This window comes from Flavobacterium sp., assembly GCF_029945805.1.
In the GTDB taxonomy this organism is placed as follows: Bacteria; Bacteroidota; Bacteroidia; order Flavobacteriales; family Flavobacteriaceae; genus Flavobacterium.
In genome coordinates, this window is the sequence record NZ_JAQSDH010000033.1 from 85,102 (window position 1) to 111,656 (window position 26,555).

Genomic DNA, 26,555 nt, shown 5'->3' on the forward strand with positions numbered 1-26,555 from the left:
TAGTATTGCTTTCCAAGCCTTTTTTTAACGAACTCATTGCGAGTAGTTAGTTGTAACCAAAAAAAGGTTGCCGAATATAGGCAACCTTTTTCATAAATATAATTTAAATTATTTCAAGCTTTCTAATAATTTATTGGCTACCAATTGAGATGATGCTGGATTTTGACCAGTAATTAAATTCCCGTCTTGGATAGCATATGCTGCCCAATCTTCTTTTTTAGAATAGATTCCACCATTATCATTCAGCATATTTTCAACTAAAAATGGAACTACGTTTGTTAGTTGCACAGCAGCTTCTTCAGTGTTTGTAAATCCAGTAACTTTTTTACCCTTAACTAATGGGTTTCCGTTTGCAGCTTTTACATTTTTTAATGCAGCTGGTGCGTGACAAACAAAAGCAATTGGTTTATCTTGAGCATTAAATTTTTCGATTAAGGCTATAGAGATTTTATCATTTGCTAAATCCCATAAAGGGCCATGACCACCAGGATAAAAAACGGCATCAAAATCATCAGGATTTATATTTGCTAATACGATGGTATTCGCAATTCTATCTTTAGCTTCTGTATCATTATTAAAGCGTTTTGTTGCATCTGTTGCAGCATCTGGAGAATCACTACTAGGATCAATTGGTGCAGCACCACCTTTAGGCGTCGCAATAGTGATTTTTGCTCCTTTGTCTAATAAGGTGTAATATGGATTTGCAAACTCTTCAACCCAAAATCCTGTTTTTTTTCCTGTATCACCTAATTTATCATGGGATGTAAGTACAAATAATATATTCATTTTTTTTTCTTTTTTAAATTCTATTTTTTCTTCTGAAACATTTTCAGAATTTGTTTTTGTTTTGAACTCTTTACAACTTGAAACGGTCAAGATGGTAAGCGTAAGTACTATAAACTTAACTGTTTTCATACTTTAAATTAATAGGACATTTTTACGATTTGTTCCACTTTATCTGGAGATAACGATTGATGTTCACCTATACCTAACCAACCACGATCTGTAAAACGTTTTGAAATTTCTTCTGCTGTTCCTTCGAATTCAGTAGTATAATCTGATAATTTTGTTTTGATTCCTAACGATTTGAAAAATTCTGTTGTTTTGTTAATTCCAATCAATGCTTTTTCTTCTAAAGTTCCATCAGTTACTTTCCATACACGTTCAGCATATTGTGCTAATTTTTCTTTTTTGTCTTCAAAATTTACTTTGTAATGACTTTCTGTTATTATAGCCAAAGTTCTTGCGTGATCGATACCATATAAAGCAGTTAATTCATGTCCCATCATATGAATTGCCCAATCACTTGGTACACCTTGCTGAATCAAACCGTTTAAAGCCATAGTACAGCTCCACATAAAATTTGAAGCTGCTTTATAATCAAACTCATCCTTCATCATGATTGGTGCGATTTCAGTCAAAGTTTGCAAAATGCTTTCCGCAAAACGGTCTTGTAGTTTAGCGTCAACCGAATAGGTCATATATTGTTCTAAAACGTGGGTAAAGGAATCGGCTAAACCATTTGCTATTTGATGTTTAGGAATTGATTTTATGACTTCAGGATCTAGGATTGAGAATTGAGGAAAAAGTCCAGGTCCACCCATTGCGAATTTTTCTTTCGTTTCTGCTCTTGTAATTACAGCACCTGAATTCATTTCAGAACCAGTAGCAGGTAAGGTTAAAACTGTTCCAAAAGGCATTCCTTTTTCAGTTCTAATTTTTTTTGATAAAATATCCCAAGGCGTTGCTCCTTCAAATAACGATGCAGCCGATAAGAATTTTGTACCATCAATTACAGAACCACCACCAACAGCTAACAAGAATGTCACTTTTTCTTCTTTAATAATATGCAAAGCTTCTAGTAATACTTCGTATTCTGGATTGGCTGGAATTCCACCAAATTCAATCACATCTATAGTAGATAAAGCTGTTTTCACTTGTTCATAAATACCATTCTTTTTAATACTTCCACCACCATAAAGCAGTAATACTTTGGCGTCTTTAGGTATTTCATTGCTAATGTTTTCTATTTGACCTTTGCCAAATAAAATTTTTGTTGGATTTTTATATTGAAAATTATTCATATTGTATATTTTTTAATTGTACTACTTATTGTTGCTTCTTTATTCTATTACGGTTACTAAGTCTTCCGTACTTTTTCTAACCTTTACAAGATTAACTAACCAATCGTTGTCTGTATCTCTGTAACCAACTGGCAACATAACTACACTGCGCAGTCCTTTTGCTCTCAAGTCTAAAATTTCGTCTAATTTATCCGCGTCAAATCCTTCTAATGGAGTGGCATCTACTCCTTCAAAAGCAGCAGCAGAAATAGCTTGCGAAAATGCGATATAAGCTTGTTTTGCAGCGTGATTAAAGTTTACTTCAACATCTTGTTGTGGATACATTTTTAGTAATTTTTGTCGGTAGTTTTCCCAACCTTCATTTTTAAATCCGCGAATCTCATTTGTTAGATCAAACATATAGTTAATTCGATCTTCTGTGTAGGTATCCCAAGCAGCAAAAACAAGCAGATGCGAGCAGTCTGTAATTACAGATTGGTTCCAAGCTATTGGTCTAATTTGTTCTTTGATTTTTTGATTCTTAACCACAATTATTTCAAAAGGTTGTAATCCACTTGATGTTGGAGCTAAACGAGCAGCTTCAATAATATTGTCAATTTTGTCTTGTGATACTTTTTTTCCATTCATTGCTTTTGCAGCATATCTCCATTTTAATTTTTCTAATAATTCCATATCTTTCTTTTAATTTTTATTTGCTAATTTCTTTATGTTGTTTGAAGTTATTATGACTTCGGTATTATTTTTTACTAACTTTTATACTATTCCAAGCTGCTTGATACGCTTCTTCTAAATGTGTTTGATCTAATATAAAAGCACCACTTTTTTGTGACATCATTAAAAAAGACAAAGGGTTTATGGTATATGCGTATAATAAATAGTCAGATAATGGTTTAATAACTCCTTCTTTTTTACCGCGTTCCCAAAGCTCGAGTAGGGGCTCTAAATGTTTAATACCTTCTTGTCTACTAGATTCATCAATCATTGGAGTATTATCACATTGTGCTAAAAACAGTGCATTTTCACAATTGGTAAGTTTAAAATCGGCAATGCGTTTCCAAATAATTTCAAAACCAGTTTCCACAGACATTTCGGTATTATAAGTTGCAAAAGCAAATTTTGTATAGGTTGCTTTTACTTCTATATAGGTTTTGTTTACTAAATCTTGTTTGTTTTCAAAATACAAATAAATAGTAGCAGGCGAAACATTTGCCATTTTTGCAATTTGGCTCATAGGAGTTGCATGAAAACCATTGTTGTTAACCAATTCTATAGTTGCCTTTATAAGTGCATTTCTTTTATCGATACTTTTTTGAAGTTTAGCCATTTGCTCTCTTTTTACAGTGCAAAGATATATAAAAATGAATGTTCATTCTTTTTTATTAACAAAGATTTATTGATTGTTATATTGATGAAAAAGATTTTGGAGTAAAAAGTAGTACCGATCAGATATTTAAAATGCTATTATGATAGTGATGATTTACTTTGTCGGTCAGTTATCGCTCGGGTGCCGTCAGTACCCACAACGAATTCATAAAAAGCTAATAATATAACTTTCAAATAATTGTCTGAAACAATATAGTTTTGCACGTGTGTCTACAGAAAATAGGAGCGAGGCATTGTGGGTAATGTCTGTTAGCGTTAGTGTTATTTTCCGTTCATTTTTCCTTTACTTTTGGCTACCTTATAAACACTCAATACAAAGTCAGCACAGTTTTTTGTTCTACTTTCGAACGGTTTCTCTTTCAAACATACTTTTTACTGTCGTCGTAAACCAGTTGAATTTTTCAAAACTAATTTTTGTTCTTAATTCAATTACAGCTACTATTTTGGCAGAGTTTTTGTTTTTGAAGAATTGGTCGCACAAAGTGAGGTCGCAAAATTAAATGCGACCAGTAGTTTTGCGACTGGTAACCGTTTAAAATTAAATTCAATGATAAAACATAAATTTTACCCAGAAACTTTCGGGCTTACCCAATTCGAAATTGCGTCGCTTTTAAACGTCAGCCGCAGCCATTGGTCGCATTTTGTAAGGAACGTTAAAAATTTGTCGTCAAAATCAAATTTGCTTTTAAGTGAAATGACACTCTTTATGCTTTCGGACGAAGCCAAAGCTGTTGAAAATTTGCCGAGCACTGAGATAGGTGAGAGGAGAGCCAAAGATGTATTCCATAAAAAGCAGGATGAAATCGAATTCCAGCTAGAAGTAATCTCAAAAAAAATAAACAAAGAAAAGGAATTAAAGGAAAGGTTTTTAAAAGCGGTACAAACGACTGAATTTTTGAGTAAAACGGCTGTAAGAGAAACTAAAGCGCCACACAAACTGTTACATTCAATAGCTGAATTAGCAGAAATGAATTTGCAAGATGTAGTATTCCGTTTAAATTGCCTTCAGGATAACAAACAACTTCTTCAGGTGCAATACGACTGGCTTAAAAATAATGAAGAGAAGTTATAAACTCAAATTTCCAGCCAATTCTTTCAATGCAATTTCAGATAATTTTGCTTGAAACTGCGCATTACTGTTACGTACTTTAGCATTAATGTAATTCAATTGTGCCGTTCTGAATTCGATAGTAGGAACAGTTCCGATTCGAAATTTTTCTAAGGTAATATCGAGATTTTGTTTGGCAATCGCTTCATTTCTTTGCTCTAGTTTTGTCAGCTCTAAATTGGTTAAATAGGTTTGGAATGACGTCAGTAAAGTCGTTTGTAACTGCTGATTTTGTTGGGCAATAGCGATAGTAGTATTATCAACTAAAAGTTTAGCCACTTTCTCATTTCGCCTTTGGTTAAAGCCGTCAAAAAGATTTAACGTTGCTGTAAATCCGTAGTTTAAGCCTTTACCTGACGATTGGGCTATGAAACCTAAACTCGATTCACTTTCAGTAAAATTATACGCAGAGTTCAACCGCACCACTGGATATCGGTCGCTTTTTATTTGCTTCAATTGCAATTCGGCAATGCGTTTGTTCAGAACCTGTGCTTCTAATTGTGGGTTTTGTTTCTCGGCTAGCGTAGTCAATTCGGCTAAAAGTAATTTCTCATCAACCGTAATGGTTTCGATCACTTTAAAGTCGGTTTTAGCATCACGGGCCAAAATCTGATTCAGTAAAGTTTTGGTGTTCGCATACAATTCTTTTTGTCGCAAGTACATTGTTGTATCGGTGTTCAAATCGACCTGCGCATTTAAAACTTCAAGTTTTGACGCCTTTCCAATAGTGTATCGGTTTTGTGCCAATTGTACTCGTTGATTTGAAATCACAATTGTGGTATCCATTGCGGAAAGCTGTTGCTGCTGTTGCACCAAATCGTAATACGTTGAAGTGACATCACTAATTTTAGTTATAATGGTAAGTTTTAATTCGGCTTCCCCTAATTTCTGTAAAACTTTCAACTGATCGTATCTAGCGAACATTCTGAGTCCGTCAAAAACCGTCCAGTCTAAACCTACGCCGTAAGTTAAACTATTATTTTTCGCATTGTCAAGAGTAGCAGTAGTTCCGTCAGACCGGGTTTGAGTTGTATTTTGGATGCTATTATTGTCAATTACATTAGCGGCAACTTTCGGCAACATTCCAGAATTACCAATAGTAGCATTCGTTTTATCGATAGACAAATCATTTTTAGAGATTCTGATTTCATAGTTGTTTTCCAAAGCAATTTTCACAGCATCTTCTAGCGAAAGTACTTCTTGTGAGAACATTTTTGGAACAAATGCAAATAAAAGAATGGTGATATAGATGGATTTCATTTTCATATTTATGCTGAATAAACTTGTTCTGAATTCATTTCAGAATTTCAGTACTAATTATTTTTCTAAGGCTTCAATGTTGTCAAATTCAGGTCGGTGTTTTTTTGCTTTGGACCACATCAAGTAAAATGCTGGAATTACAAATAAGGTAAGAACTAGAGAGAAAATAGTTCCGCCTACAATAACAACTCCCATTCCAATTCTACTGGTTGAAGCGGCACCCAACGACATTGCAATAGGTAACGCACCTAATGCTATCGCCAAACTTGTCATCAAAATTGGACGCAAACGCGCTTCAGAAGCCTGAATAATCGCATCATATTTTGCGACACCTTGTTCTCGAAGTTGGTTGGCAAATTCGACAATCAAGATTCCGTTTTTGGTGACCAATCCGATGAGCATTACGGTTCCAATTTGGCTAAAGATATTCCAAGTTTGACCAAATAACCAAAGTGAGAATAGGGCGCCTGCTACCGCCATCGGAACAGTCAAAATGATAATAAGTGGATCGATAAAACTTTCGAACTGAGCCGATAAAATCAAGTAAATTAGTAAAAGTGCCAATCCAAAAGCGAAGGCAGTATTTGAACTACTCTCAACAAAGTCACGTGATTCTCCACCTAAATCGGTAGTAAAGGAATCGTCTAATATTTTTTCTTTTACCGCATTCATGGCGTCAATTCCGTCAACCATACTCTTTCCAGGAGCCAAACCAGCAGAAACGGTTGCTGATAAATACCTGTTGTTGTGGAATAACTGTGGTGGATTACTTTGTTCTTCCACTTTCACCACATTATCTAATTGAATTAATTCGCCTTTTTTATTTTTCACAAACATCGAAGTCAAATCTAAGGGTGCCGCTCGATCTTTTTTGTCAAATTGTCCAATAACTTGGTATTGTTTTCCGTTTTGCATATAATAACCAAAACGTTGTCCACTCAATGATAATTGCAAGGTTTGTGCGATATCCAAAATAGAAATGCCTAAACTTTCAGCTTTTTCACGATCAATGGATACATTAATTTCGGGCTTATTGAACTTTAGATTCACATCCACATTCGAGAACACATCACTTTTTCCAGCTTCTTCCATGAATAATGGAATTTTTTCACGCAGCTTTTCGAAATTTGGAGCCTGAATAATATACTGAATAGGCAAACCACCACGACGGTTTACAGCAATGGTCGGCTGTTCGGAAACGGTAACTTTGGCTTGCGTGTATTTTTTAGTCCATTTATTTAACTTTTCTACAATTTCTTTTTGTGATTGTTCTCGATCACCAACATCTGTCAAAGCCAAACGAACTCTTCCTGTATTCACTGATGAGGATAAAAATCCAGGTGCTGTAATGACTAAAGCAATTTTTTTCTCAGGAATACTATCATTAATTAATTGGTATAAATCTTCCATAAAACGATCGGTATAGTCATACGACGAACCTTCCGGAGCCGTTATACCCATAGTGACTAAACTTCTATCATCATAAGGAGCCGTTTCTTTCGGAATGATACTGAAAAACAAAATAATTAATCCAATACAAAAAATTACAATCGGGATACTAAGCCATTTCTTTTTCATGAATTTCTCCAAAGAATTAGCGTAGCCTTTATTCAATCCTACAAAATAAGGTTCAGTAAAGGTGTAGAATTTTGTTCTTTTTTGTTCTCCACCTTTCATCAAATACGCATTCAACATAGGTGTTAAAGTCAATGATACAAAAGCTGAAATTAACACGGCGGCACCAATGACGACGCCGAATTCTCGAAACAAACGTCCCACGAAACCTTCAAGGAAAATGATGGGTAAAAATACGGCTGCCAATGTAATCGAAATCGAAATTACGGCAAAGAAAATCTCGTTAGACCCTTTAATCGCTGCTTCAATTGGCGACATGCCTTCTTCTACTTTTTTGAAGATATTTTCGGTTACTACAATTCCGTCATCCACTACCAATCCTGTGGCAAGAACGATAGCTAGTAGTGTCAATACGTTAACTGAAAACCCACATAAATACATGATAAAAAAGGTAGCAATCAACGAAACCGGAATATCAATTAGTGGTCGGAACGCAATGGCCCAGTTTCTAAAAAACAAAAAGATGATTAGAATTACCAAAATGATTGAGATAGCTAGCGTTTCAGCTACTTCAAATACTGATTTTTTAATAAATATGGTATTGTCTAAGGCTACATTTAGCTTAATGTCTTTGGGTAAATCTTTCTTTAAAATATCGTATTGCTTATAGAAATCACTGGCAATATTTAGATAATTGGTTCCTGGTTGCGGAATCAGCGCCAAAGCAATCATCGATTGACCGTTAGCTTTAAATTGGGTTTCAAGATTTTCTGGACCTAATTCGGCACGACCGATATCACTCAGACGAACAATTTTATCTCCGTCAGCGACAATAATAATGTTATTAAATTCCTTTTCGTTAGAAAGGTTTCCCATCGTTTTTACCGTCAATTCGGTATTATCTCCCGTAATTTTTCCAGAAGGCAATTCGACATTTTGTTTGTCTAATGCAGCCCGAACTTCTGAAACGGTAATCCCATAAGAAGACAATTTTAAGGGATCAATCCAAATTCGCATCGAATATTTTTTTTGACCCCAAATCTGAACACTACTTACGCCCGAAATGGTTTGCAGTCGCTCGGCAATTACATTTTCAGCATAATCACTCAAAGCTAAAACGTTTTTTGAATCACTTTGAACCGTCATCGAAATTATCGCATCAGAATCGGCATCAGCCTTAGAAACTACTGGCGGAGCATCAATATCTTGTGGTAAACTTCGAATAGCTTGTGAAACTTTATCACGAACGTCATTGGCGGCTTCCTCTAAGTTTTTTTCTAATTTAAATTCGATAGTAATATTACTTGAACCTTGATTACTGGAGGAAGTTATGTTTCGGATTCCGTCAATTGAATTGATGGCTTTTTCTAAAGGTTCGGTAATTTGAGATTCGATAATATCAGCGTTTGCCCCAGTATAATTGGTACGAACTGAAATCTGTGCCGGATCAATCGAAGGAAATTCACGTACACCTAAATAGCTGTAACCGATGATTCCAAAAAGAATAATGGTAAGATTGATTACAATCGTAAATACGGGCCGCTTGATGCTTAAAGTGGATAAACTCATTTTAATTTTAGATTTTGGATTTTAGATTTCAGATTTCAGAAAGGATTTAAAAAGGCTTAAATCAACATTCGTTAATCAATAATCTGAACTCATTTTTGCTTTACTTTAATATCAGCATCATTTTTAAGAGACATCACACCCGTAGTTATAAGGCTATCTCCGGAATTTAATCCAGAAGTTATCACAATACTTTTATCCGTTCTTGTTAAAGCCTCAATTTTGACTTCTTTAGCTTTTCCATTTTGAGCAATGTAAACCACTTTTCCGTCTTGCACCGGAACGACAACTTCGGTTGGAATGAGTATTGCATTTTTGATTGTTCCTAAGGATAGTTCGATGGTAGCAAAAGTTCCAGGTAATAATTTCCCGCTAGAATTTTCAGTTAACGCACGGATTTTCATTGTTCTCGTTGCCATTTCAACTGCAGGTTCCAATGCATAAATTTTGGCTTTGAATTTATCCGTTACATTGGGAACAGTAAAAGTAATTTCCGAACCATTGGAAATTTGAGATGCATATTTTTCTGGAATAGAGAATGTGATTTTCAGTTGATTGGTGCTAACTAAATTCGCTATTAATGTGGATGGAGTCACATAAGTTCCTGGTGAAATATTTCTTAATCCGATTTTTCCGGAGAAGGGCGCTCGGATAGAAGTTTTTCCAATTTGGGCCTGAATCAATTGCGTTTGGGCTTTCATGGTTCTAAAATCAGCGCTCGCAATATCATATTCTTCTTGGCTGATGGCTTCTTTTTGTAACAATAATTTGGCTCTTCTTTCGTTTTCGGAGGACAACCCTTCTTTGGTTTTGGCCTGAGCCAGTTGCGCTCTTAATTCGATATCATTCACTTTTAACAAAACTTGTCCTTTGCTCACTTGACTTCCCTCGGTAAATGATATGCTTTCTACAATTCCCGAGACTTCGCTGCGAATTTCAATTTGTTCATTAGCATCAATGGAACCTGAAAGTGCAATAGAATTAGAAAAATCTTGTGGTTCTACTCTAATAACACTAACAGACATTGGCGGTTTTTTACCGTTTTTGTCAGTGCCTTTTTCATTTTCAGATTTGTTTTTAGTGATTCTGTAGACAATCATTCCGCCAATAGCGATCGTAAGAATTGTAATTACAACGTACTTTACTTTCATTTAAATAGATTCAAGGTGTTCTGTGCAAAACTACTTCTAACTTATGAAAGGGTTGGTAAGGTTAGTGTTTATTTAACATTTGTACGTACAAATTTTGCGAAATAAATTTTATTCTACAATGCACTTTAGGGTTTCTGTAGTTTGATTGTAAAACACTTTAACAAAATACAATCCTTTGGACACCCCTTTTAGATTAATAGTGTCGCCAGAAAAATAACGTTCTGAATTAAATACTTTTTTTCCAGAGAAATCAGTAATAGTGATCTGAGCCTGTTGGTCATCTAAGGGTAATTGTAAAGTAAAATTACCGGAATTAGGATTAGGGACAAGACTTGATTTTTTAAATTTATATTCAGTATTCGATAAAAAATAAGTGCGAGGCAGGGTCAAAGGCGTAGGTAGCGTTACCGTATTGGTTTGACTATAAAATGAATTAGTGGAGCATAATTCGGATTGTCCAGAAATACCAAAATAAAAGTTGGAATTAAGTGTGAAATTTTGATCTCCATTGGTATTCAAACCATTTAAAATAATGGTGGTCGTGATAGTACTTGGCATCAGTAATCCGGTATCTTGGTAACACAAACCAATAATGTGATCTGAACCATTGCTAGCAATAGTAAAATTTTCAAAGTGATGAATTTCGCAGCAGGAGGAGTTAATGGTCAACTGCAAATCGGTAGTCCCTTCTATAGGAGCAAAGGTGAAAGAATTAATTCCTGTGGTACAGCCCTGAGCATTTGCCGTTATTGAAATAAAAGCAACGAAAAGTATCAGTATTAATTTTTTCATATAAATCAGTTTTATTATGTCAAATATACAATTAAATTTAATGTAATATTTATCCTTAAGTAGGATTAACTGATGTAATTCCAGATGCTTTTCTTTTTAGAAAGTTCAATAAAAACCGTTCTCAAGCTTTGATGTTCGGGCAATGTCATTGATGGATCTTTCTTCAACAGCTTCAATGCTTCGTTTCTCGCAACTAATAAAATGTCTTTATCTTTTACCAAATCCGCAATCTGAAGATTAAGCACTCCGCTTTGTTGTTTGCCCATAATATCGCCAGGACCGCGTAGCTTCAAATCTACTTCAGCAATTTCGAAACCGTCGTTGGTTTTACACATCGTTTCGAGTCGAATTTTACTATCATTGGACAATTTAAACGAAGTCATCAAAATGCAGTAACTCTGTTCGGCACCACGACCTACACGACCGCGCAATTGATGCAATTGTGACAAACCAAATCGTTCGGCACTTTCAATAATCATTACACTCGCATTCGGAATATTTACGCCAACTTCTATAACCGTTGTAGCGACCATGATATTGGTTTTACCTTCAGCAAAACGTTTCATTTCCGAATCTTTTTCAGCTGGTTTCATTTTTCCATGAAGGATGGAAATGCTATAATCCGGCAACGGAAAATCTCTCGAAATACTCTCGTAACCGTCCATTAAATCCTTATAATCCATGGTTTCGCTTTCCTGAATTAACGGATAAACGATATAAATTTGACGGCCTTTTGCAATTTCATCTTTAATAAATTTCCAGACTTTTAATCGATTACTATCATAACGATGCACCGTCTGAATAGGTTTTCGTCCTGGCGGTAATTCGTCAATTACGGAAATATCCAAATCACCATATAAACTCATTGCCAAAGTTCGCGGAATAGGAGTGGCGGTCATTACCAAAACGTGTGGCGGAATATCATTTTTCTTCCATAATTTAGAACGTTGTTCTACGCCAAAACGATGTTGCTCGTCGATAATTGCCAAGCCCAAATTTTGAAACTTTACTTTGTCTTCGAGCAAAGCATGTGTGCCAATAAGAATATGTAAACTTCCGTTTTCGAGTTCTTCATGAATGATTTTTCGTTGTGCAGTTTTCGTTGAGCCTGTTAGTATTTTAATGTTGATATTTAGATTAGTAGCCAATTCGGTTAAGCCGTTAAAATGTTGGTTAGCGAGAATTTCCGTTGGCGCCATCAAGCAACTTTGAAACCCATTATCCAATGCAATTAGCATCGCCATCAAAGCAACAATTGTTTTTCCCGAACCGACATCGCCTTGCAGCAAACGATTCATTTGGGCATTGGTTCCCATATCGTTTCTAATCTCTTTGAGTACTTTTTTTTGCGCATTGGTGAGTTCAAACGGCAAATGATTCTGGAAAAAATTATTAAAATTATCGCCAACAATGTTAAAAGCATGGCCTTTAATTTTGTGTTTTCGAACCAGATTTTTGGTAATTAATTGCAATTGAATAAAGAACAATTCTTCAAATTTCAATCGGAATTGCGCTTTGGATAATAAGTCTTGACTTTTCGGAAAATGAATGTTGAATAAGGCCGCATTTTTCGGAATAAGTTTCAGTTCGTCTAAAAGATAAAGCGGTAACGTTTCTGCAAATTTAGCTTGTGTTTCGACAAACAACTGCATCATCATTTTATTAATAACGCGATTCGAAATGCCACGATTCACCAAGGTTTCTGTTGATGGATAAACGGGTTGCATGGCCGAACGCAGACTTTTTTCGTGTTCCGTAAACAACTCCATTTCAGGATGCGACATACTTATTGTGTGCCCAAAAACGGCTGTTTTTCCGAAAATTACATACGGAATATTGATTTTCAAACTCTCGCGAATCCATTTGTGTCCCTGAAACCAAACGAGTTCTATTTCGCCAGTTTCATCCACGAAAGTGGCAACCAAGCGCTTTTTGGCTTTGCCGAATTCAACCGTTTTTATATTGATTATCTTACCAATAATCTGCACTTCACTTTCGGTTTTTTGGAGTTCGTTTACCTTATAATAATGTGTTCGATCAATGTAGCGATTCGGAAAAAAATTGATTAAATCTTCATACCGATGAATACCCAATTCCTTGCGCAGCAATTCACCACGCTGTGGTCCAACGCCTTTTAAGTACTCAATGGATGTTTGTAGAAGAGTGTTAGACATATAAATTTCAATATCAATTGCAATTTAAATAGGCAATGAATTCTAATAGAGCGAAGATAGTTTTTTAATCTAAATTTTTAAAAACTCTGTGTATCTTTGTTTATCTCTGAGTAACTCTGAGTAACTCTGTGAAATCATTATGCGATATTATCTTTTATTTTTTATTACCTATATTTCTCTTGCTCAACAAACTGCAAAAGTTGATTTTATTAAAGTTACCGGAATGGTTGCTCCCGATGCATCATTAAAAAAAGTTATAGGGGCTGTTACTTATCATTTTAATGTATTGAAACCGATTGATACCATTAGAATAGAGGCCATAAACATGAATTTTGACAATGTAAAAATCAATAACAAAGAAGTTAAATTTAAAAACAACACCAAGGAATTACTGCTTTTTGAAGGTTTTAAAAAAGGAGTTAATTGGGTAAGTTTTACTTATAAGGCCTATCCAAAACAAACTATGTATTTTAATGGAGTAGGGGACAATCAACAAATTTGGACACAAGGCCAAGGAAAATATACCAGTCATTGGTTTCCGAGTTTTGATGATGTAAATGAAAAAGTAATTTTTAATCTTCAAATCATAGCGCCTAAAGAATTTGTAGCTCTTTCCAATGGCATTTTAAAAGAAAAACGTGCTATTGACAACGATTTAAATTTTTGGAATTATAAAATGGAAAACCCAATGTCATCTTATTTGCTGGCCATTGCGATTGGTAATTTTGTAAATAAAACGGTGGCAAGCAAATCACATGTTCCGATTCAACTGTTTATTCAGCCGCGAGATACAGCCAAATTTGAACCAACATACCGCTATTCAGCGGAAATGTTTGATTATTTAGAGAAAGAAATAGGCGTAAAGTATCCGTGGAAAATCTACAAGCAAATTCCGATTGAAGATTTTTTATATGGCGGAATGGAAAACACTAGTTGCACTCTTTTTGCGCAAAATTATGTTGTGGATGAAATTGGCTTTAACGATAAGAATTATGTTTATGTGAACGCTCATGAATTGGCACACCAATGGTTCGGCGATTTGGTTACCGAAAAATCAGGTACACATCACTGGCTTCAGGAAGGTTTTGCTACTTATTATGGTTTGCTGGCGGAGCGGAAAGTTTTTGGCGATGATTATTTCTATCATAAGTTATATCGAAATTCATTGCAGCTCAGAAATGCTGCCCTTACGGATACTATTCCGGTTCTAAATGAAAAAGCTAGTTCGTTATCTTTTTACGAAAAAGGAGCATGGGCTTTGCATGTAATCAGAGAAACAATTGGTGCTAAAGCCTTTCAGAAAGCGGTCAAATCGTATCTAAAAAAGTATCAATTTCAGAATGTGGAAACCGATCAGTTTTTAGCTGAAATTAAAAAAGTTGCACCAAAATTTGATATTTTAGATTTCAAAAAACGGTGGTTGGAGGATTATCATTTTCAAACGGACGAAGCGAATGCCCTGTTGCGAAAAAATAGATTTCTGCAAACACTCTTTGAAACACAACAACTACGTAAAAAATCGTTTGCAGAAAATAAGGAAAAATATAAAGAAATACTTGAATCTGCTGTTTTTTATCCGGTAAAATCGGAGGTTATTTTCCAAATGAAAGACGTTCCGTTTGCCGATAAAAAAGAGTTATTGCTTTTGGCTTTGCAGACTAAAGATGTTAAAGTGCGTCAGTCTGTTGCCGAATTTACAACGGATATTCCTGTAGAATTTAAAGCGAATTACGAAAGCTTATTGGATGACAATTCGTATGATACCAAAGAAATTGTCTTTATGAATCTGTGGAAAAACTTTCCTACTGAAAAAAATAGTTATCTGGCGAAAGCCAAAAACTGGGTAGGAAGTAATGATAAAAGCTTACGAATTTTATATCTGACATTTTCAATAGAAAATGAAAGTTTGGATTCACCTATTTATTACAAAGAATTGGTAGAGTACACTTCGCCTAAATACGAAACTTCAATACGCCAAAACGCTATTGTTAATGCCTTGATGATTCAAGCGAAAGACGAAACAGTTTTAAAAAACGTAGTTAATGCAACGACGCATTACAAATGGCAGTTCAGTAAATTTGGACGTGAAAAAATTCGGGAATTGTTGCGAAAAGAAGGCTATAGAATGTTGTTTGAGAATTTAACACCAACCGTTTCTGAAATTGAAAAAGTACAATTACAAAAGCTTTTAAACGAAAAATTATGAGAGCATTAGTGATTTCAGGTGGCGGAAGTAAAGGAGCTTTTGGTGGCGGTGTTGCACAATATTTACTTCAGGAACGACAGCACAAGTACGATATTTTGATTGGGACTTCCACAGGAAGTTTGTTGATTCCGCACTTAGCTTTAGGAAACGTTAATAAAATTCACGATATCTACACGAATGTGGATATGAGTAAAATTTTTAATATTAATCCGTTTGTGGTTAAGCATAAAAATGACGTTGATGTGGTTACAATCAATCATTTTAATGTGTTGTTACAGTTTTTGAAGGGTAAACGTACTTTTGGCGAAAGCAGCAAATTGCACAGTTATATTAAAGAAAATTTCACTCAAGAAGAATTCAATCAACTCAAAGTTTCTTTTTGTGATGTTATTGTAACGGTCACTAATCTTTCCAAAAATGAAGCCGAATATAAATCTATAAAAGATTTTAATTATGAAGAATTTTGCGAATGGATCTGGATTTCCTGCAACTATATTCCCTTTATGAGTCTGGTTTCCAAAAATAATTGTGTTTATGGTGATGGCGGATTTTCTAGTTTGGTTCCGATTAGGGAAGCCATTAACCGCGGTGCAACGGAAGTAGACGTTGTTATTTTGGAAACGGAAGTTCAAGTTACGCCACGAAACGTCGGCAAGAATCCGTTTTCACTGATGATTGATTTATTTCAGATCCTTTTAAATCAGGTTGAAAAACACGATATTACAATTGGTAAACTTGCAGCCAAGAATAAAAATGTAAAACTCAATTTGTATCACACACCAACTACGTTAACCAATAATGCGTTAATTTTCAACAAAGAAAAAATGAAATTATGGTGGCATCAAGGGTATGATTACGCCAAAAACAAGAGTGATTTGATGAGCGATAACTTGCAGTAAGATTATGCTATTTTTTTCTCAATATAGTACGAGTTTAAAAGATAAAGTGCGCCCATATATTGCAATTTAAACGCTACTATATCTCCTATTTTATATGTTTCTTTAGAATTTGAAATATCAATAACCATCATGTCTGAGCTTGCATCAACAATCGTAATATTTGGGTTGCAGCTTTCTAAATATTGAGGTTGCATATCCAACAAACCGATATCTAAAATAGCACGTAAAGAGGTATGACTTAAATCGGTATTTTCATTGATTTCATATGTATTTCCAGCAACATTTTCACCAAGTTCACCAATTGGATTGTTTGGTTTTTCAGTTATTTCAATAATTTCCGAATACAATTTGAACACATCATTGTGCATTCCTTTAATTGTTTTTCCAGAAAATAAGTCTTTTCCAAAAAATAGTGCTTCACCAATTCTAAAATGATTAACCGCCATTGGATGTGCATTTTTAAGCATCAATGGTACGGCAACAGAAGTTCCGCCTGAAACCCAAGGGATTTGCACATTGAATTTGGCTTCAATCAACTGTTTGTATAAACTCAATTGAATTAATTTATCTTGTGTTGGCATTACGCCGCTTAAACAATTTAAATTCGTTCCAATTCCTCTAATTTCGACATTTGGCAAATTAAAAACCTGTTCATAAAAAGGCAATAATTCTTCACCCAAAACGCCTTCGCGCAAATCGCCCATTTCAATCATAATAATTATTCCATGCGTTTTATTTTGTTTTTTTGCTTCAGCCGAAAGTAGTTGAATGGTATAGATTTCGGTATTAAAACTGACATCTGCATACTGAATTATAGATTCTATATTTCGTTTGGATGGTGGTTTTATGTAAACAGTTTGAATATCTGGGTTTAAGTTTTTGATTTTTTTCAAATTACTAACTCTCGAATCATGCATTTCGGTAACGCCTAGTTCCATTACTTCTTTCAAATAAATAGTATTTCCGCAAAGCAGTTTGGTAACAACTCCCCAATGAATGTCACGTTTTTTAAAAAGTGTATCAAGAAAAGTATAATTTTCTTGCAATTTTTTTTGATATAATTTTATGAATGCCATGCTGTGATTTTTTTTGGATTGAGCAAATTATTTTGTTAAACGCATTTCTAAATATTTATTGGTAAAGCCTAACTTTTCATATAAACCTTTAGCTGGATTATCTGGTTCAACATGCAATGCAATAGCACCTTCGGCGGTAGCAATAGCTTTCTGCATTAACTTTTTTCCATAACCTTTTCCTCGTTGACTGTTATCAACAGCAATATAAACCAAAATGTTTTCTGGAATAAAACCGCTCATTCCAGTATTGTTCAAGATCACCGTACCAACAATTTTTGAGTTGTCTAAACCAACAATTACAGTTCCGCCTTTACTTGGGTTAATAGCGTAATCGATGCATTTTAAAATGTCTTCTGTTGTGTCCCCATATTGTTCTAAATGAGTAAATAAGAAATTGGCAATAATTTGAGGTGTATAGATCTTGTGTGCTCCGGTTTCGGGGGTAATGATTTTAAATTCCATTTTTATTAGTATTTTAAACGAGTAAATAATCGACAGATATTGATTATTGATGTTTTTTAGATTAATCGTCTGAACTGAAATTCTTTCAAAAGACAAGATGCACTAAGTGCAAAATATGAAGACAAGGATGATTGAAATAATCAAAGAAAAGTCCAAAATTTGACCTTTTAGTTCTCCATAAATAGAATGCAAAGATAGGGAAATTAAAACTAAGAGGTTTTTATAGTAAATAATGAAGTAATAATTAGGGCCGATTTTAAAGGTAATGAATGTTCAAAACGATTAATAGTTACTACTTAAAAATGTACACTTTTTGCCTACTTTAAGTTCAGAGCTTTCTATTATTTTTATAGCGTAAATAATATAAATGTTAGTAAAAGTTTTTGGAAGCGCCGTATTTGGAGTGGAAGCAACGACCGTAACTGTGGAAGTCAACATTGATAAGGGAATTGGCTATCATTTAGTTGGTTTGCCCGATAACGCAATCAAAGAAAGTAGTTACCGAATTGCAGCTGCGTTAAAGAATAATGGCTACAATTTACCCGGAAAAAAAATCACAATCAACATGGCTCCGGCCGATTTACGCAAAGAAGGTTCGGCTTATGATTTAACTTTGGCTATCGGAATTCTAGCTGCTTCGAATCAAATAAAATCAGATGAAGTTGGTAAGTATTTAATCATGGGAGAAATGTCGCTTGACGGCGGTTTACAACCCATAAAAGGCGCATTGTCTATAGCAATTAAAGCAAAAGAAGAAGGTTTTAAAGGTTTTTTTCTTCCGATACAAAACGTAAAAGAAGCCGCGATAGTTTCCGGCTTGGATGTTTATGGCGTAGAAAATGTAACTCAAATTATTGATTTTTTTGAAGGAAATGGAGCATTAGAACCTACAATAATTGATACACGCGAAGAGTTTTATAAAACGCTAGATTTTCCAGAGTTTGATTTTTCCGATGTCAAAGGGCAGGAGTCTATTAAACGTTGCATGGAAATTGCGGCTGCTGGTGGACATAATATTATTTTAATTGGTCCGCCAGGTTCAGGAAAGACGATGCTTGCGAAGCGTTTGCCTAGTATTTTGCCACCAATGACGTTACACGAAGCATTGGAAACTACGAAAATTCATAGCGTTGCCGGAAAAGTTAAAGATACGGGTTTAATGAACCAACGACCTTTTAGAAGTCCGCATCATACAGCAAGTAGCGTCTCTCTTGTTGGTGGCGGAAGTTATCCACAGCCTGGAGAAATATCATTAGCGCACAATGGCGTTTTGTTTTTGGATGAATTACCCGAATTTAAAAGAGAAGTTCTTGAAGTGATGCGACAACCTTTGGAAGATAGAGAAGTGACGATTTCGAGAGCGAAGTTTACCATTACGTATCCATCTTCGTTTATGCTTGTTGCCAGTATGAATCCGAGTCCGAGTGGCTATTTTAATGATCCCGATGCTCCAGTCAGCTCGTCACCAGCTGAAATGCAGCGGTATTTGAGTAAAATTTCGGGACCCTTATTAGATCGAATCGACATTCATATTGAAGTTACGCCAGTGCCGTTTGATAAACTTACCGAAACTCGAAAAGGCGAGAGTAGCGTTGAAATTCGAAAACGTGTAACGGAAGCGAGGGAAATCCAATCCGCTCGTTTCGCTGAGTTTGATAACATTCATTATAATGCGCAAATGAGTTCAAAGCAGATTCGAGAATATTGTCCGTTAGATGAAACTTCGTTGCAACTCTTGAAAACTGCAATGGAAAGGCTCAATCTATCGGCAAGAGCCTTTGACAGAATTCTGAAAGTCTCAAGAACTATAGCGGATTTAGAACCTTGCGACGTTGTAAATTCCAATCATATTGCAGAAGCCATACAATATCGAAGTTTAGATCGAGACGGTTGGCTGGGGTGATTACCCATGCTTTTTCCAATAGCGTTTTCCATAACTGCAAAATATTTCAGCGCCAGATTTGATGTTTCTTGTCGCAATCAGACAAACATTATTCTCATCATCCAACCCAATTTCTGAATTATTTTTAAAATTAAAATTTTGAAACCCTTCTGCATCATTTGCATATTTTGCAAAACATTGGGTATTCATAGAATCCATAATTGTTCCGTCAGTCATGTTAATGAAATAGAGGTCCAGATTATTTTCAATTCGAATATCAGCTTCTGTTTCAGATAAAATCTCACCTTTAAAAATTGAAATAACTTCATTTTTATAGATTTTTATGGCTGTAAACAAACCTTTACCAGCATTTGATAACTGAGAAGTTTCGATATATAAATAATCTGATTCCGGGGCTTCAATTGTAAGTGGAGAGTTTTGCAGTTTTAAAGTTTTAAATGTGATGTACGAATGTAATTAAAACTATCTAGAATAAACTATTCCACAAACTTATAATATCTGGCGCCAGTTAAAACCGGATTTTCCTTTTCGATGCTGTCTAAATAGAATTCGCTTTTTGGAGCAATTATCGATTGTTTGGTTTCTTTTTTATGAAGTTTTTCATAAGTAGCAAAATCTATTGGTGTACATTTTTCAAGTGTTTCGAATAGTTTTACTTTTGCGATAGCATCTTTCCAATTTTCTGAAACTTCTGCTTCAAAGACTTTTGCTTTGGATCCGCTTCCGTAAGCAATGAATCCCATTTTTTTGTTTGTCAAATCTGATTTTTGTTGGAAATGATGACACAAAGTTGAGAGTAATCCCAAGAAAATTGAACCTGTATAAATATTTCCAATTTGTCCGGAAGCAATTTCTGAAGGGAGAATTTTTTCGTTTACCAACGCTAAATATTCTGGACTTTTGGCTAAAGCTTTGATTTTGTCTTTCAAAGTTTCTCCAAGTTGCAATTCTACTAATTTTGGATTTTCTTTGGCGAAAATTTCAATAAAAGTACGTCGTCCCTGAAAACAATAGGGAAGATGCATTAGTATGCTTTCCCAATTTTCATAAATATTTCCCGATTGATGGCTTTCTGATTTGTAATGTTCGTAAGCTTCAGTAATTCGGTTAATGTAACATTGATTGGAATACTGTCCGTCAAAAACCGGTTGCTCTTTATAAATTGCAATTTCATTTTCCAGGATGCCATTCCATTCGGGATTGTCGGCTAGTTTTAATGCTTCTGCCTTGGAGAAATATCTTCTGGGTTTAAAAAAATCAAATACACCTTGTGTGGAAACACCAACTGCATTTGCAAAACTCAAAATGCTGGGATTTGATGTAATCAGCATCGCAATCGAACCGGCACCTTGCGTATATTCTCCGGTCGAATTTAAATCGTATTTCGCATTATCGGATGCAATGACGATCGCTTTTTTAGATGGATTCAAACGAATATAATCGAGACAATTCTGTAATGCATCAATGGCACCAATACAGGCAAAAGTCAAATCGACGACATCGCAATTTCTGAAACTTGCTTCACCAAAAATGCTTTCTAAATTGGATACAACATAGGAAGCAACAGGCTTGGAGCTATCAACACCACTTTCGGTTCCGACATAGATTTTATGAATTTCTTCTGGATTCAGATTTTCCTGCTGAATCAGTTTTAAAGCCGCATTTGAAGCCATCGTAACGACATCCTGATGCACATCCGGAAAGCTCATTTTGTGCAAACCCAAACCTTTGATAAGTTTTTCGGGTTCAATATTTCGGTTTTCGGCTAATGTGGTTATGGGTAAAAAAAGTTGTGGAATATCAAATGCGATACTGTCGATGCCTACGTTCATTTTGTTATTTTTTGCACTACAAAATTAAAAAAGCCAACTTCAAAATGTGTTGAAATTGGCTTTATAATTAGTGTGTTGAACACGATTTACGATTATATCAATAATATCTCAAATAATTTTATGAAATGGTATTTTAAAGTTTAAATACTGATGATTCTAATTCAATAATGCCGAAAAAGTATCTCCTTGTTTGATGTCGCCCGAATTATATCCTTTTTTAAACCAGTACATTCTTTGTTCGGATGATCCGTGCGTGAATGATTCCTGATTCACTTGACCGTTCATTCTAGTCTGAATAGCATCATCTCCAACTGCATTAGCGGCGCTTAAAGCTTCTTCAATATCACCATCTTGAAGTAAATTCTTGTTGTAATGTGCCCATACACCCGCATAAAAATCGGCTTGTAATTCGACACCTACTGATAATTTATTGGCTTCAGCTTCGCTTTTTCCTTGTTGCAGTTGACGAACTTTCGCTGAAGTTCCCATCAAGGTTTGAATGTGATGCCCCATCTCATGAGCAATTACATACGCAATAGCAAAATCTCCGCCTTCAGCTCCAAAACGTGTTTTCAGTTCTTCAAAAAACCGTAAATCCATGTATATCTTTTGATCACTCGGACAGTAAAACGGGCCAGAAGCAGATGTTGCGTTACCGCATTCTGTTTCTACACCATCATCAAAAAGTACCATTCCAGGATTTTCAAAATTCATGTTGTTCTCTTCAAAAATGGTCGCCCAAGTTTTGGTATTGTAAACAAAACAGGATTCTGAAAAAGCGCCCAATTCTTTTTCTTCGGCTGATAATTCCCTAGTTTGAGTTCCTTCAGTTTGGGTCTGCGTTCCTTGTGTTTGCTCTATGATATTACCGATACTCTGTCCGGTTTCGCCACCAAACATGTTGAGTAATAAAACAATAATTCCAATTGCACCTCCGCCAAGGAGTGCTTTTTTTCCGCCTGACATTCCTCTTCGATCTTCAAACGAATCGCTATTTTGTCTATCCCATTTCATATAATACAGTTTAGTTTTTAGTTATCCATTGACTTATGATTTTAATCAAAAGTTCTTTATCTATAGGCTTCGGAATATAATCATTCATCCCGTATTCAATACATTTTTCTCTCTCACCAACGATTGTTCCGGCAGTTAGTGCAATGATGGGAATAGTATCCGCATGCGGAATCTTTCTGATTGCAACAGTCGCATCGTAACCATTCATTACTGGCATTTGAATGTCCATCAAAATCAAATCTGGGAATTGATCTTTTGTTTTTTCTAGAACTTCTTGTCCATTTTCCAATTCCATAATGTTGGCATTTGGAATGATTTGTTTCACTAAAGTTTTGGCCAATAGCATGTTTATCTTATTGTCTTCCACTATAAAGATAAGCTTTTCATCATTGGTAACTATGCAATTTGAAGGGTTGTTTTTTATAACTTCGTCATGTAGTTTAATCGTTATTGGCTGGTTTGAATAAGTAACTTCGAGTACAAAACTAAACTCACTTCCTATGCCAAATTCACTTTCAAGTTCTAAGCGACTCTTCATTAAACCCAGCAATTGATTTGATATTGAAAGCCCTAAACCTGTTCCTCCAAATTTTTTAGTTGTCGAATTATCTTCTTGTGCAAACGCTTCAAATATTCGCTTCTGATTTGTGTTTTTAATTCCAATTCCAGTGTCTTTTACTAAAAATTTCAGTTTTATTTTTTTATCATCTAGGGTTTCAAAAACGGAAACCTTCAAATCAATAGAACCTTTCTCTGTAAATTTAACAGCATTACTTAACAGATTCACAAGAACTTGCTTTAATCTTATATAGTCAACTTCAATATATTTAGGGACTTCTTTATCAATAATTAAATTTACTTGCAGATTCTTTAAATTAGCTTCATATTTAATTAAGTCAAATACCTGATTCGTGATTTCGCTGAGATTTATTTTTTCTATATTAAGTTCAAGTTTACCTGATTCAATTTTTGAAAAATCGAGAATATTATTGATAACTTCCATTAAGGAATTCGCAGATTGATTGATTGTATTCATGTATTTTTTCTGAATAGCTTCCAAATTTGAGTTCATCAAGAGTTCGGTAAAACCAATAATTCCATTCAATGGAGTTCTAATTTCATGACTCATATTTGCTAAAAATTCCGATTTGGCTTTATTCGCAGCTTCCGCATAATTTTTAGCTTTGATTGCTTCTTCAGCTTCAATTCTTTGCGTAATGTCAATAAAGATTCCAACTATAAATTCAATCGTATTCTCTTTAATAATTGGTTCTCCAAACTCTTCAACCCATTTAAAATGGCCGTCTTTAGTTATGATTCGGTAAATCAAATGAAGTTTTTGTTTGTTTTTAAAGAGATCGTGTGCTTTATTTAAAACGATGTTTAAATCGTCTTGATGAACCAAATCGATGTAAAAGAGTTTGTTTTGAAGGAAGTCTTCTTTTGGAAATCCGGTCAGTTTTTCAATTTGATCGTTTAAATATATTTTAGACCATTTATTATCATATTTTGAGAGGTGAACCGTTCCAGGAATATTGTTAGCTAGAAGTTTAAATTTTTCCTCGCTTTGCTGAATTATACTTTCGTTTAGATTTCGTTCTATAGCATACGAGATATTATTTGTTAAGATTTGTAATGTAGTAATTTCGTCGCTTGTCCATTCTCGTTCATTTTTGGTCATGTTAAATGCAAATAAACCATATAGATTTCCTTTGACAAAAATTGGGAGTATTAAGATTGATTTGGTGCCTAGTTTCTCAAAAAAGTCCTTCGTAACCTCATTTTTGATTTTTCTGATCGTCATAAAATAAGGAATTTTATTTTCCATATTTTCCATAACGTCAGCAATTGTAGTGTAAGGAATATTTAGTATCGATGAATTTAATGCGGTTAACGATTTTGTTTCACCTAACCATCTGTATTTTTGAATGATTGATTTGTTTTCTGCATCGTTCTTAAAAAATAATAATTTATCAACTTGAGTTACATTACCAATAGTTTCTAAAATACCCTGAAAAATGTCATCTGTATTTTTAGACAATAGAAACTTTTGAGTATTTTGATTGATAACGGTTAATATTTCCGTTTTGTAGGATAGTTTTTTGTCGGACTCTAACAACAATTGTGATTCAATGGCAATAGCTATTAAATCGCCAATAGAACGCGAAAAGTTAATATCTTCATTGTCCCATTCTATTGCGATTTCTATTTTCTCAAAGCATAAAATTCCAATCACCTCTCCATTAATAAATATCGGCGTATCCAGAAGTGATTTGATGTCATTTTTAGGAAAATAGTCATAACAAAGTTCTTGTGTAGCGGCGTTCTCATAAACGTTTGAGGCAACTATTTGAGCACCAGTTTCTAGATTTTTGAAATAACTGGGATAACTTTCTCGGTCAATAACAAAGTTCTTTTCAAATCTGTCGCTTTGTAAATAATAGATACTTTCGCATCTAATTGCTTCTTTTTGGAAGGTCCAGTAGCTGACTCTGTCAATCGAACAATTTTTACTAGCTATTTTGAGAATATTTTTTAGAATTCCACTAAAAGTATCGGTATTGGAATAACTTTGTGAAGTTAATGTCTTTAATGTTTCGTTGTGGACTCTGACTTTTTTACTTCGGTTATAATGTTCAATTTCTAGACTTTTAACCAAGGTTATATCTCTTGCAATTGCTGAAAAACCAACAACTTCAAAATTTTCGTTTCTTTTTAAGGTCACTTTTTGAGACACCCAGATAATATCACCATCTTTCTTGATAAGCGGAAAAACTAAGTCATTATACTGGTTAGTGTCGGTTGGAATTTCTTTATAAAAATCGACAACATAATCCACATGATCTTTACGGATGTATTTAAAGAAATGTTTGCCCAAAGCCTCCTCTTTTGAATAACCAAGAGTCTTTTCCGTAAATTGGTTGACATAGGTAAGGATAGCACCCAAATCAACTTCGTAAATTAAATCTGCAGCAGATTCAATAAGGCTTCTGTACTGATTTTGTATGGTAATCTGCTCGGTTACATCTTGACCAATACCGATAAAAATATCTTCGGAGTATTTTTTATCTCTCCATTGTATAAATTTATATTCTCCGCTCTTACACTTTAATTTTCTAATATACGTTCTCTCATCTTCATAATTGTCGTGGTATGCTTCTCCGATAAATTCTGAATCCTCCGTCAAAATCCAAAATCTACTGCCTAGAACTTCTTTCGATTCATACCCTAAAATAAATTCGATTGAATCGCTACAAAATGTTATTTCTCCTTTTTTATTACTCGTTAAAATAATAGAAGCACCATTGTTTATTACAATATTTGAAAAATTAAATTTGCTATTGTTTTCAATATAAGTTAAATAATTTCCAACATGAAAAATAATAATTGATATGAAAGTACTAACCAAAATGATAAAATTATCTTTTTCGATCGCATCAAATTGAAATGCAACAATTAAAATACCAAAAACTAATAAGGTAAAAAGCCAATAATGAATTATCTTTTGAGAGATAAAATAGGAAATGAAAAAACTGAGAATAAAAGTTACATAACAGGCAAATTCATAAGGTTTTAAAAAAACAGTATAGCAAATAAAACTGAAATATACTGCAAAGAAAATAACAAATAAGGCGTAAATATTTTTTGAAACAAACGAAATCTTAGGGTATAAAAAATAGACTATCAGTAAGATAGCACCTGTTGAATAATTAAACGCCACGTAATTAGTAGCGCGGACATCAAATAGGTATAATATGGTTTCGAAAAGAGGAATTGTAAATCCAAAAAACAGAAAGAAAAGTTTGTAACGCTCATCGCTTACTGTAAACTCGGAATGTTTACCACTGAATTTTAATTGTTTTTTAATTGTTTTATTTACGACAAAATAAAGAATAATAAAACAAATAATTATGCATCCAATTGCACTATAATTATTCAAGGTTAATAAGCTAAATAAGATATTCAATGGGAAGGTATTATTTAAAATAAGATTTAAGGGAACACTGCTTAATTATATGATTACCACAAATATAAAAATACTGTTTGCATTTTTTACATTTGTATTCAAT

19 protein-coding genes are annotated in these 26,555 nt (G+C 34.3%); 4 read left to right on the forward strand and 15 right to left on the reverse strand.

From position 1 onward, the window contains the following. Positions 1-108: 108 nt before the first annotated feature. From PSU83_RS07745 to PSU83_RS07760, 4 genes are all read right to left on the reverse strand, one after another. Positions 109-915: a type 1 glutamine amidotransferase domain-containing protein gene (locus tag PSU83_RS07745; protein WP_300588556.1), complete on the reverse strand. Its 807-nt coding sequence runs from the start codon at positions 913-915 to the stop codon at positions 109-111. An 8-nt stretch (positions 916-923) separates the two neighbouring features. Then, positions 924-2,084, reverse strand: coding sequence for an iron-containing alcohol dehydrogenase (locus PSU83_RS07750; protein WP_300588558.1), 1,161 nt, complete (start codon positions 2,082-2,084; stop codon positions 924-926). A gap of 39 nt (positions 2,085-2,123) precedes the next feature. After that, positions 2,124-2,756 carry an NAD(P)H-dependent oxidoreductase gene (locus PSU83_RS07755; RefSeq protein ID WP_300588560.1) on the reverse strand — a complete coding sequence of 211 codons (633 nt, stop codon included), beginning with the start codon at positions 2,754-2,756 and terminating at the stop codon, positions 2,124-2,126. Positions 2,757-2,820: 64 nt separating this feature from the next. Continuing rightward, on the reverse strand, positions 2,821-3,408 hold the full coding sequence (locus tag PSU83_RS07760; protein WP_300588562.1) for a TetR/AcrR family transcriptional regulator: 588 nt from the start codon (positions 3,406-3,408) through the stop codon (positions 2,821-2,823). A 606-nt stretch (positions 3,409-4,014) separates the two neighbouring features. Here PSU83_RS07760 and PSU83_RS07765 point away from each other — a divergent pair. After that, the gene (locus PSU83_RS07765; protein WP_300588564.1) at positions 4,015-4,539 is read left to right on the forward strand and encodes a hypothetical protein; all 525 of its coding nucleotides are present in this window, start codon (positions 4,015-4,017) and stop codon (positions 4,537-4,539) included. Here PSU83_RS07765 and PSU83_RS07770 read toward each other — a convergent pair. From PSU83_RS07770 to recG, 5 genes are all read right to left on the reverse strand, one after another. Beyond that, positions 4,534-5,841, reverse strand: coding sequence for a TolC family protein (locus PSU83_RS07770; protein ID WP_300588566.1), 1,308 nt, complete (start codon positions 5,839-5,841; stop codon positions 4,534-4,536). The genes PSU83_RS07765 and PSU83_RS07770 overlap by 6 nt on opposite strands. A gap of 51 nt (positions 5,842-5,892) precedes the next feature. After that, on the reverse strand, positions 5,893-8,979 hold the full coding sequence (locus tag PSU83_RS07775; RefSeq protein ID WP_300588568.1) for an efflux RND transporter permease subunit: 3,087 nt from the start codon (positions 8,977-8,979) through the stop codon (positions 5,893-5,895). An 89-nt stretch (positions 8,980-9,068) separates the two neighbouring features. Then, positions 9,069-10,127, reverse strand: a complete 1,059-nt coding sequence (locus PSU83_RS07780) for an efflux RND transporter periplasmic adaptor subunit (RefSeq protein ID WP_300588570.1) — start codon at positions 10,125-10,127, stop codon at positions 9,069-9,071. Positions 10,128-10,235: 108 nt separating this feature from the next. Further along, positions 10,236-10,919, reverse strand: coding sequence for a T9SS type A sorting domain-containing protein (locus PSU83_RS07785; protein ID WP_300588572.1), 684 nt, complete (start codon positions 10,917-10,919; stop codon positions 10,236-10,238). A gap of 65 nt (positions 10,920-10,984) precedes the next feature. Beyond that, complete coding sequence (gene recG / locus PSU83_RS07790) at positions 10,985-13,093, reverse strand: ATP-dependent DNA helicase RecG (protein WP_300588573.1); 2,109 nt, start codon at positions 13,091-13,093, stop codon at positions 10,985-10,987. 139 nt (positions 13,094-13,232) lie between these two features. Between recG and PSU83_RS07795 the strand changes: the two genes are divergently transcribed. Together PSU83_RS07795 and PSU83_RS07800 are read left to right on the forward strand one after the other, a co-directional pair. After that, positions 13,233-15,299: a M1 family metallopeptidase gene (locus tag PSU83_RS07795; protein ID WP_300588575.1), complete on the forward strand. Its 2,067-nt coding sequence runs from the start codon at positions 13,233-13,235 to the stop codon at positions 15,297-15,299. After that, positions 15,296-16,198, forward strand: coding sequence for a patatin-like phospholipase family protein (locus PSU83_RS07800; protein ID WP_300588577.1), 903 nt, complete (start codon positions 15,296-15,298; stop codon positions 16,196-16,198). The genes PSU83_RS07795 and PSU83_RS07800 overlap by 4 nt, the downstream gene beginning before the upstream one ends. 2 nt (positions 16,199-16,200) lie before the next feature. Here the strand turns inward: PSU83_RS07800 and PSU83_RS07805 are convergent, their stop codons facing one another. Both PSU83_RS07805 and PSU83_RS07810 read right to left on the reverse strand, forming a co-directional pair. Then, complete coding sequence (locus PSU83_RS07805; RefSeq protein ID WP_300588579.1) at positions 16,201-17,274, reverse strand: alanine/ornithine racemase family PLP-dependent enzyme; 1,074 nt, start codon at positions 17,272-17,274, stop codon at positions 16,201-16,203. 27 nt (positions 17,275-17,301) lie between these two features. Then, entirely contained in the window at positions 17,302-17,736 is a 435-nt protein-coding gene (locus PSU83_RS07810) for a GNAT family N-acetyltransferase (protein ID WP_300588582.1), read from the reverse strand. Positions 17,737-18,103: 367 nt separating this feature from the next. Here PSU83_RS07810 and PSU83_RS07815 point away from each other — a divergent pair, with 367 nt between their 5' ends. After that, a complete protein-coding gene (locus PSU83_RS07815; RefSeq protein WP_300588584.1) occupies positions 18,104-19,639 on the forward strand; it encodes a YifB family Mg chelatase-like AAA ATPase in 1,536 nt (511 codons plus the stop codon). On the opposite strand, the gene PSU83_RS07820 is transcribed toward PSU83_RS07815, so the two are convergent. The 4 genes from PSU83_RS07820 to PSU83_RS07835 form a co-directional block, all read right to left on the reverse strand. After that, positions 19,640-19,975: an SET domain-containing protein-lysine N-methyltransferase gene (locus tag PSU83_RS07820; protein WP_300588586.1), complete on the reverse strand. Its 336-nt coding sequence runs from the start codon at positions 19,973-19,975 to the stop codon at positions 19,640-19,642. It lies immediately after the preceding gene. Positions 19,976-20,115: 140 nt separating this feature from the next. Further along, entirely contained in the window at positions 20,116-21,471 is a 1,356-nt protein-coding gene (locus PSU83_RS07825; protein WP_300588588.1) for a hydroxymethylglutaryl-CoA synthase, read from the reverse strand. A 156-nt stretch (positions 21,472-21,627) separates the two neighbouring features. After that, complete coding sequence (locus PSU83_RS07830) at positions 21,628-22,485, reverse strand: neutral zinc metallopeptidase (RefSeq protein WP_300588590.1); 858 nt, start codon at positions 22,483-22,485, stop codon at positions 21,628-21,630. 10 nt (positions 22,486-22,495) lie between these two features. Further along, on the reverse strand, positions 22,496-26,452 hold the full coding sequence (locus PSU83_RS07835) for a PAS domain S-box protein (RefSeq protein WP_300588592.1): 3,957 nt from the start codon (positions 26,450-26,452) through the stop codon (positions 22,496-22,498). Between the last annotated feature and the right edge of the window lie 103 nt (positions 26,453-26,555).